This window comes from Micromonospora sp. LOL_021 (assembly GCF_048060215.1).
In the GTDB taxonomy this organism is placed as follows: Bacteria; Actinomycetota; Actinomycetes; order Mycobacteriales; family Micromonosporaceae; genus Micromonospora_E.
This window is the reverse complement of the sequence record NZ_JBHMIN010000097.1, coordinates 1-7,666: the sequence shown is the minus strand read 5'-3', so window position 1 is coordinate 7,666 and position 7,666 is coordinate 1. Positions and strand designations below refer to the sequence as shown.

Annotated in this window: 6 protein-coding genes; 2 read left to right on the top strand and 4 right to left on the bottom strand. The window is 72.8% G+C overall.

From position 1 onward, the window contains the following. Window positions 1-2,456: ATP-binding protein (locus ACFHWT_RS30825; protein WP_416598162.1), on the bottom strand; the 2,456-nt coding region annotated here is incomplete at its 3' end. Window positions 2,457-2,747: 291 nt separating this feature from the next. Here ACFHWT_RS30825 and ACFHWT_RS30820 point away from each other — a divergent pair. After that, on the top strand, window positions 2,748-3,263 hold the full coding sequence (locus ACFHWT_RS30820; RefSeq protein ID WP_416598160.1) for a hypothetical protein: 516 nt from the start codon (window positions 2,748-2,750) through the stop codon (window positions 3,261-3,263). Window positions 3,264-3,416: 153 nt separating this feature from the next. Here ACFHWT_RS30820 and ACFHWT_RS30815 read toward each other — a convergent pair whose 3' ends face one another. The 3 genes from ACFHWT_RS30815 to ACFHWT_RS30805 form a co-directional block, all read right to left on the bottom strand. Continuing rightward, entirely contained in the window at window positions 3,417-3,968 is a 552-nt protein-coding gene (locus ACFHWT_RS30815; protein WP_416598159.1) for a hypothetical protein, read from the bottom strand. Window positions 3,969-4,076: 108 nt separating this feature from the next. Continuing rightward, a complete protein-coding gene (locus ACFHWT_RS30810; RefSeq protein WP_416598158.1) occupies window positions 4,077-5,498 on the bottom strand; it encodes a sensor histidine kinase in 1,422 nt (473 codons plus the stop codon). Beyond that, window positions 5,491-6,186: a response regulator transcription factor gene (locus tag ACFHWT_RS30805; RefSeq protein ID WP_416598157.1), complete on the bottom strand. Its 696-nt coding sequence runs from the start codon at window positions 6,184-6,186 to the stop codon at window positions 5,491-5,493. Before ACFHWT_RS30805 ends, ACFHWT_RS30810 begins: the two co-directional genes overlap by 8 nt. Window positions 6,187-6,387: 201 nt before the next feature. On the opposite strand from ACFHWT_RS30805, the gene ACFHWT_RS30800 reads away from it, so the two are divergent. Next, window positions 6,388-7,506, top strand: coding sequence for a hypothetical protein (locus ACFHWT_RS30800; protein ID WP_416598155.1), 1,119 nt, complete (start codon window positions 6,388-6,390; stop codon window positions 7,504-7,506). Window positions 7,507-7,666: the final 160 nt, after the last annotated feature.

The window sequence follows — 7,666 nt, the reverse complement described above, 5'->3', positions numbered from 1 at the left end:
CGGCACACCGCCAGCGCGGCCGCCGGGCCCGGTGCGGCCCGGCCGCGTAGTCCGCTCGCGAAGCGACGCACCAGCCCGGCCGCCTCGTCCGGCCGTCCGGCGGCGAGCAGCGCCGCGACCCGCGCCGGGGCAATCTCGGTGGCCCACACCCAGACCCTCTTGGCGGCGACCGCGCCGATCGGGTCTTCGGTGACCCGCAGCGCCCGGTCGACCTGCCCGTCGTCGAGCCACAGCCGGGCCAGCATGGCGGCCGGCTCCACCGTGTCGTCGACCGCGCCGCGCCGGGCCGCCTCGTCCAGCACCAGCTGGAACTGCTGCTCTGCGGGGCGCGGCTGGCCGGTGGCCGCGGCCAGCCGCCCGGCCAGCCGCAGACTCGCCAGGTAGACGCCCGGCCGGTCCCGGTCCGCCTCGGCCAGTTGGGCGGCGCGGTCGGCCAGGCCGCCCCATCGGCCGGTGAGCCAGTCCAGGTTGGCCTGTTCCACCAGGACGTTGTAGCGCAGCCGGACCAGACCCTCGGCGTCGGCGAGAGCCAGCGCCACCGCCAGGTGCCGGCCGGCTTCGGCGTACCGGCCCCAGATCAGCGCCCCGGTGCCGACGTTGGCGTGGATCCGGGCGATGTCACGCCGTTCGGCCGCCGACGCGCCGTCGGTCGGCAGCTCGGCCACCACCTCCCAGGCCTGCGGCTCGCCGAGCATCAGCAGCGCCGCCGCCCGGTTGCCGGCCAGCGACATCCGGTCGGCGGCGGACGGGATTCGCGGGATCAGCTCGGCGGCGCGGCGCAGCCACCGCAGATGGGTGGCGGCCGGCCACGGGCCGGCGTACGCCCAGCCGAGGTAGGTCATCGCGCGGGCCGCCTCCACCGGGTCGGCCAGGTACTCCACCGCCCGGCCGAGTTCGGTGAGCGCGGCCTGCGCCTCGCCGCCGATGATCAGCAGCCGGCCCAGCGGGTTGCGGATGTCGGCCTGTTGCCGCGCGGTCAGTTCGGTCGACTCCAGCACGGCCCGCAGGGTGGCGACCACTCGGTGGTAGACGTCGTCGACCGGCTCGCGGCGGCCGAGAGCGGCGTCGGCGGCGGTACGGGCGATCCGGGCCCGGTCCGGTGCCGCCAGTTCCGCGACCGTCAGCAGTTCGTCGAGGGCGACCGCGGCGGTGGTGTGGTCGCCGGAGGCGACCATCCGATCTGCGGCGGCCTCGGCGTACCGAGCCCAGCGCGCCACGTCGCCTGCCTCGCGGAAATGCCGGGCCAGCTGGGCGACCGGCGGCGGATCCAGACGCTCGAGCGCCTGTCCGGCCCGCAGGTGCAGCGTGCGCCGTTCGGGGTGTGCGATGGCCGCGTAGACGGCGGTGGCGGCGAGGGCGTGCCGGAACCGCCACCGACCGCCGCCGGGGTGGTCACGCTCGTCGCTGTCCAGCAGGCCGGCGGTGGCCGCCTCGGTCAGCCCGGCCCGGCAGGCCCGGATCAGCAGGCCGGCGGTGGCCGCCAGGGTGGCCTCGTCGGCGGGTTCGCCGAGTACGGCGGCGGCGCGCAGCACCCGCTGGGCGGCCTGGGTCAGTCGGCCGACCCGTTCCCTGGACGAGTCCCGCACCGACGCCGGCACCTGCAGTTCACTCAGGCTCAACCGCACCCATCGTCCGTCCCGGAACACCACGTCGGCCCGGTCACACAGCAGCCGTACCGACTCCTCGACCATCAGCGGCACGCCGCTGGTGCGCTGGTGCAGGAAGGTGGCGAACTCGGTCGACATCGGATTGCCGTCCAGCATCGACGAGACCATCGCCGCCGTGTCGGCCACGTCCAGCGGCGCCAGGGTGATCCGCAGCCGGGCACCCCCACCGGGCGCCGGCCGGGACAGCCGCAGCAGCAGTGACCGGTCGTCGACTTCCTCGGGGCGGTAGGTGATCAGCAGGCTCGGACCGCCGGGTGCCGGTCGGGAGGCGAGGAACACCAGGAACTCCTGGGTGACCTCGTCGGCCCAGTGCGCATCCTCGACGACGAGCAGGTCGACGCCGAGCGCGCGAATCAGCTCGTCCAACGCCCGGAACAGCCGGTGCCGGGCGGCAGCCGCGTCATCCGCCGGGTCCAGTGGTGGCGGCAGTTCGGCCGACCATTCCGGCACCAGCGGGCGCAGCGCCCCGGCCAGCGCGCTCAGCCGTATCCCGGCCAGCCGTGGCTGGATGTCGCGCAGCGCGTCCACGATGGGCGCGAGGGTGAGCGACTCGCGTAGCGGTGGGCAGACCGCCAGCAGGGTGCCGGGGCGTGGGCCGTCCGCCGTGGTCGACGCCTCCCGTACCAGCCGGCTCTTCCCGATTCCCGCCTCACCCTCCAGCAGGACCACCGCCGGGGGACGGGCGAGCGCTGTGGCCAGCGCCGCCACCTCACCGGACCGTCCCACCAGCCGTGGTGCGGCGATCGGCACCGCTGTGCCCGTCGCCGCAGCGTGCCCGCTCACCCGCATCGTCGGAGCGTATCCCGCACGTCGGGGGCCGTCCGCAGGCCATCGACGCCGCGTCGACCGGGGGTTCACGCTCGCACCCCTGTCGTGATCCGGACCCTGCCGACCGTGGCGACGATGCTCGCCGTCCGACTATTGTCAAGGCGGATTAAGAATTCGTCCCACGTCCGGGTCGACCACTTATCCGAATCCATCCGGTCTGTTCGCTGCGCACGCCAGGCCGACCCGGTCAGCGGACGTGTTTCTCGTGGTCTGACCGCAATCGCCACAACGATCGAGACAGGAGTTCGGCACATGATCAGCAATGCCATGCTGCAGCAGGCGGCCACCATTCTGGGGCAGGTCGCCAACGGCGTGAACATCGTCGTCGTCCCGCAGTCGATGTCCGTCGGCACGGCCGATAACCCGGCCATCTGTCTGAAGTCGGCGATTCAGGTGAACTGGGTGAAGAAGCAGATGGCCGCGCCCGAGGTCCGCAAGTACGTCGAGGGCGACGTGGACTGGGACGGGATCATCGGCACCGTCGCGATCGACACACTGGTGATCCAGGAAGGGGTCTTCGACGGTACGGTGGCCTACCGCTCAGCGGTGATCTGGCACGAGCACGGGCACGTCCTGCACGGCAAGACCGAAAACGGAAACGTCTATCTGTACGAGGTTACGAATCTCACCAACAACGTCGCCACGCTGGGCAACGCGGAGGTCCGGGACGTTCTGGAAAAGAGGTCCGGGGCGTATCGGGCGGCGGTCGATCCGGGCGTCGCGGCGCTGCGTCAGTTCCTGCAGCAGAATTGGCAGATCACGCTGTAAGAGGGTCTACGTCACGGGTGACGGACCGGTGCCGGCGAGGCCCTCGACGCCCGGACGGACCGCGACCCACGCGGAGCCGTGGGACCGAGGTCCGCCGCGTGGGCCGCGTGCCCGGTGGCGCGGGCCACTACCGGGGTCACTTTGAGGTGCGAATCAGTCCGACTCGCGGTGCAGCACGATCCGGGCGAGCAGGTCCTGGCCGTCGCGCAGCCCGTGTACGCCGACCTCGGCGTTGACGTCGAGACTGGACAGATCGACATCGTCGCCGTCGTCGACCACCCGGCATTCGTCCGCGCAGGTCCAGTCGAGCACGAATCCGTCCGCTGACTCGACGCTGATCGTGGTGCCGTCGATGGAGCCGACCGTGCCGCGCTGCACGACGAGCGTCCGCAGTCCGTCGTCGGTCTGCACGGTCATCTCGCCATGCAGACCGGTGCCGCCCGCTCCGAGGCCGCGCAGCCAGCCGGCGCGTGGGCCGGGCCGCCCCCACGGGCCACGGCGACCGTCCCACCACCCGGGTCGGTCGTCGCCGGAGAGACCGAAGTCGCTGTAGTCGACGGTGTCCACCGCAGCGACCGCGACCGGATCCGCTGCGGCGCGGGAGCCGTCGGACGAGCCGCCGAACCCGCAGCCGGTGAGGGTCAGCAGCGCGGCCGTGCCGGCCGCCGCGCCGGTGAGTGCCTTGGTGCGAACTGATTTTCTCATGTGCTCAGCATCGGTCCCTGTCACGAAGCCGCGGTCAGACCGATGTTCGGATCAGGTAAGGCGTCCGGCGGTGCCGTCGGCCAACCGTCGTTCCGGGAGGCAGCCGAGCTACCGGGCCGGCCGGCCCGGCAGCCGTACGGTGAACACGGCGCCGCCGCCGGGGGAGTGACCGGCGGCGATCCGGCCGCCGAGACGGTGGGTCAGCCCAGCGGCCAGGGCCAGCCCGATCCCGGTACCGACCGACCGTTCGCCCCGGTACCGGCGGTGCAGCGCACCGCGTTCGAAGATCACCGCAAGGTCGTCGTCGGTGAACCCCGGGCCGTCGTCGTGCACCTGGACTGCGACGGAGCCCGGCTGCCCGGTCGCCGGTTCCGGCGGTACGCCGAGCCGTACGGTGCCGCCGGCCGGCACCACCCGCAACGCGTTGTCCAGCAGGATGTCGACGACCTGCCGGAGCCGCCCCGGGTCGGTGTGGACGGTCACCGGCGTCGCCGGTGGGGTCAGGCCGACCGTCACCCCGTTGCCGGCGAACCGGGGCCGCCAGGCGTCGACGGCGTCGGCGAGCAGCGCGCCGAGATCGACGTCGACCAGTTCCAGGGCGAAGTCGGAGGCTTCCAGCCGGGCCAGCGCCAGCAGATCGCCGACCAGACGGTCCAGCCGCTGCGCCTCGCCGAGCATGATCTGCCCGGTACGCGCGGCCGCGTCGGGGTCCACCACGCCGTCGGCGATTGCCTCGGCGTACCCGCGCAGGGTGGTCAGTGGGGTGCGCAGCTCGTGCGAGATGGACAGCAGGAAGTCCCGTTGCCGGGCTTCGCTGGCGGCGAGCGCGGAGGTGAGGTCGTTGAGCGCGCGGGCCAGTTGCTCCGCTTCGACGGGTGGATCCAGCGGTACCCGTACGGTGCGGTCCCCGGCACGCAGCCGCTGCGCCGCGTGGGCGGCCGCCCGGATCGGCCGGGACAGCCGGGCGGCGAGCAGCACCCCGGCGATCAGGCCGGCGGTGAGCCCGGCGGCCAACGCCAGCCACAGGTTGCTCCAGACCAGGCGGCCGACTCCGGGGCGTACCGGTTGGAGCAGCACCACCGCCGTGCCGTCGCCGGTGGGCCGTCCTTCGATCAGGGTCGGCCGGCCGTCGACGCGGGTCGGCCGCCGGCCGGTCACCGGCTCACCGGCGGCGAGCCGGCGGACCACCGAGCCGGGCAGCGGTCGCGGCTGCGTCTCGCCGGGTCGGACGAGCACCACGTCGATGCCCTGGTCGGTCAGTTCGCCGGTCAACCGGACGGCGAGGGCCGGCTGCGCGCCGGCCGGCGTGTCGGTGACGGCAGCCGCGACCAGGTCGGCCTTGGCGGCCAGCGAGGCGCGGGCGCCGCGTTCCGTGCCCCGGACCCCGAGCGGGATGGCGACCGCCGCGGTGACCAGTACCGACAGCAGCGCGACCGTGCAGGCGACCCCGACGGTACGGGCGGTGAGTGTGCCGGTGAGCCGGCGCAAGCCGGACCGCTGCCCGGGCCACGGCCGCTGCGGCTCAACCATCGGCGGTGTAGCCGACGCCGCGTACCGTGCGGATCACGGTGGCGGCGGTGCCGAGCTTGGCCCGGACCTGGGCGACGTGCACATCGACGGTGCGGGTGCCGGCGTGGGCGGCGTACCCCCAGACGGCGGCGAGCAGCTCCTCGCGGGTGTAGACCCGTCCGGGCCGGCGCATCAGGTGGTCCAGCAGGTCGAACTCGGTGGAGGTGAGGGTGACCGGCCGGGAGTCGGCGGTGACGGTGCGGCGGGCCGGGTCGAGGGTGACGCCACCAACGGTACGGACCGGTTCGCCGCCGGGCGGGCCGAGGCTGCGGCGGCGGATGGCCCGCACCCGGGCGACCAGTTCGCGGGGGCTGAACGGTTTGGTGACGTAGTCGTCGGCGCCCAACTCCAGGCCGACGACCCGGTCGACCTCGTCGTCACGGGCGGTGAGGAAGATGACCGGGGTCCAGTCGTCGTCGGCGCGCAGCCGCCGGCAGATCTCGGTGCCGGAGATGCCGGGCAGCGCGATGTCCAGCACGGCCAGCACCGGGCGCAGCCGTCGGGCGGCGGCCAGCCCGCTGTCACCGTCGGCGCAGACGTGTACGCCGAACCCGTCGCGGGTGAGGTACAGCCGGATCAGGTCGGCGATCGGCTGTTCGTCCTCGACGACGAGCACCAGTCCCCGGTCCGGCTGCGGTGCTGCGGTCACCCGCCCATCATGGCGGGACCGGAAAACGACCGCATCAGTTTCCGGTACGGATCAGGTAAAAGTCGCTGCTGGCGGGTGATTCCCGGATTGTGAACCGGACCGGATGCCGCATCAAATCAGATCACGGTCAATAACTGTACGGATACGTTGTGTATTCATTAGGCTGACTGCACATCGCTCCTCATGAATGGAGGTGGACCAGTGTCTGTCCGCACTGGATCCCGCGACGGCCGCGGCTTCGTCCGCCGCGGCATCGCCCTGCTCGCCACCGCGCTGTTGGCCGCCACCGCCGCCGTGGCCGGCACCGCCGCGCCGGCCCAGGCGGCCGTGCCCGACCGCTGGGGCTTCGCCTACCTGCAGACGCCCACCCCGGCACCCGGAACCATCCTCGACACCACCCGGCAGTGGGGCAGCTGGAAGGCCACCGCACCCGCGCTCTGGGCGACCGTCGACCAGGTCGGTGTCGGGCGCTACCAGGTGCGGTTCCCGTTGACCGCCTCGGCCAACGGCGTCGCCCACGTCACGGCGGTCGACAACGCCCCGCGCTGGTGCCAGGTGTTCCAGAACTACCCGTCCGGCACCGACCAGATCGTCGTCGTCCAGTGCTACCGGCCCGGCGGAGCGCCGGACAACTCCCGCTTCGTCGTCGACTACACCGCCGCCTCCGGGGTGCTGCCACCAGGGTCGGACGCCTTCGGCTACGTCAAAGCGAACCCGCTCGGCGCGCTGATGTCGTCGTACAACTCGGCTGGAGCCGGCAACGTGGTCACCCAACTCGGCACCGGCTTCTACGAGGTCAAACTGAACGGACTCGGCACCGCCCTGCTGGACGGCAACCTGCAAGCCACCGCCGAGCACCCGAACAGCCCTCGGCGGTGCAAGATCGCCCGCTGGACCTCCAGCGGCGGCACCCTCCTGGCGTACGTGTTCTGCTTCGACGCCGGCGGATCGATGGCCGACACCTGGTTCAACCTGACCTACCACCGGCAGCGGCCGGTCTTCGGCGCGGTGCCGCCGACGCGCTTCGCCTACCTGTGGAGCCCGGCGCTGGGCGGGCCGTCCGACTTCAACTCGGCCGGCGGGGTCAACACCATCATGGTCTCCGGGGTCGGGCAGTACCTGGTGACGCTGCCGTCGGTCGGTTACCAGCGGACCACCGTGCAGGTCACCGCCTTCGGCCCCACTCCGGACTATTGCAACCTGCAGACACCGTGGATCGTCTCCGGCAACACGGTGTTCGTCCGTAACGTGATCTGCTTCAACGCCGCCGGCGCGCAGACACCGAACAACTTCTTCCTCACCTACTCGTCGAGCGTCTGACCGGCGAGGAGCCTGACCGGTGAGGGGTCGGGGCGGACCCCGCCCCGACCCCTCACGTACGGGTCGGTCAGGCCAGACCCGCCCGGCGCAGCGCGTCGGCGAGCGCACCCTCGGGCTGGCCGCCGCCACGCTGGCCGCCCCGGCCGTCCTTGCCGCCGCG

What these genes read in the sequence shown, in the direction of transcription:
- ACFHWT_RS30820 (WP_416598160.1), top strand. Translation starts at nt 2,748, where the DNA reads ATGATCAGCAATGCCATGCTGCAGCAGGCGGCCACCATTCTGGGGCAG.
- ACFHWT_RS30815 (WP_416598159.1), bottom strand. Translation starts at nt 3,968, where the DNA reads ATGAGAAAATCAGTTCGCACCAAGGCACTCACCGGCGCGGCGGCCGGC.
- ACFHWT_RS30810 (WP_416598158.1), bottom strand. Translation starts at nt 5,498, where the DNA reads ATGGTTGAGCCGCAGCGGCCGTGGCCCGGGCAGCGGTCCGGCTTGCGC.